We start from the raw sequence: 1,026 nt of genomic DNA, 5'->3' as shown, positions 1-1,026 counted from the left end.
TCGGCACGAACAGCAGCGCCAGCACGACCAGCATCGGCAGGCCCTGCGCGCACAGCATCGCGAACAGCGCAGCGGCGTCGGGCTCGCTACCGTCACCGTCGTGCCGCGGCGCGCGCACCAGCCACCAGCAGGCCCAGGCCAGCAGCACCGCCCCCATCCAGTGCGACGACAGCAGCGTCGGCCAGTAGAACGAGGCGGGTCCGGTGATGAGGAGTCGCCCGACCCCCACGCCGAGCACGAACGGTACGAGGAAGAGGCAGGCCGTGATGGCTGGCGTGGCACGCAGGCCGCTCCAGTCGGCACGCATCAGCAACGCGGTGCGGATGCCCTGGAGCCACCAGGCGCCGAGCGCACCGCGGGGCAGCTGAGGGGGCGGGGCCGATGCTGCGTCGTGAGTTGCGTCGTGCGGTGCGTCGGCGTTCGGTTCGATCGAGTCGTTCAGTCCGTTGTCGGTCATTGGTGGTGTTCTCCCAGGCGGACGAATCTACCAAACGACCTCGACATTCAATCTGACGAAATCATGGACAACGCGATGAATTCGCCGAGCGCCCGCGCCGCAGGCCTGGCGGCCCGGCCGGCCGGGAACACCGCGTGCAGCTCCGTCGAGCCCAGGTCCCATGCCGGCAGCACCTGYTGCAGCCGGCCGGCCTCGAGCTCGGCACAGCAGCCCCAGTGGCCGCTCATCGCGATGCCCAGGCCGGCCACCGCCGCGGCGGTGGCGCCTTCGTTGACGGTGACCATCAGCCGGCTCTGCACGCGCACGACCAGCGCGCGGCCGTCGAGCGACATCGCGATGCCCCGCGACGTGGGGCCGACCGGCCCGGCGATGAAGCGGTGCGCGGGCAGGTCGTCCGGCTGTTGCGGCGTGCCGGCGCGCGCCAGGTACGCCGGCGAGGCGACCAGCATCCGCGGCGTCGCACCGAGCCGGCGCGCGGTCGCGACGGAATCCGCAAGCTCACCGAAGCGCAGCGCCACGTCGACGCCTTCATGCACCAGGTCCTGCCGCTGGTCGTTCATCAGCAGCTC

The 1,026-nt window shown here is 71.6% G+C and carries 1 protein-coding gene and 1 pseudogene; both read right to left on the bottom strand.

The genetic code is table 11. From position 1 onward, the window contains the following. Positions 1–457: pseudogene (locus tag AC1D15_RS34120) on the bottom strand (hypothetical protein); the annotation flags it as partial. 47 nt (positions 458–504) lie between these two features. Further along, the coding region (locus AC1D15_RS34115; protein WP_477829562.1) for a substrate binding domain-containing protein at positions 505–1,026 on the bottom strand (522 nt) is incomplete at its 5' end.

The sequence above is a fragment of the Rhizobacter sp. P2_H2 genome (assembly GCF_056403375.1).
The sequence above is the reverse complement of the archived record's forward strand: the minus strand, read 5'-3'. Positions and strand labels throughout refer to the sequence as shown.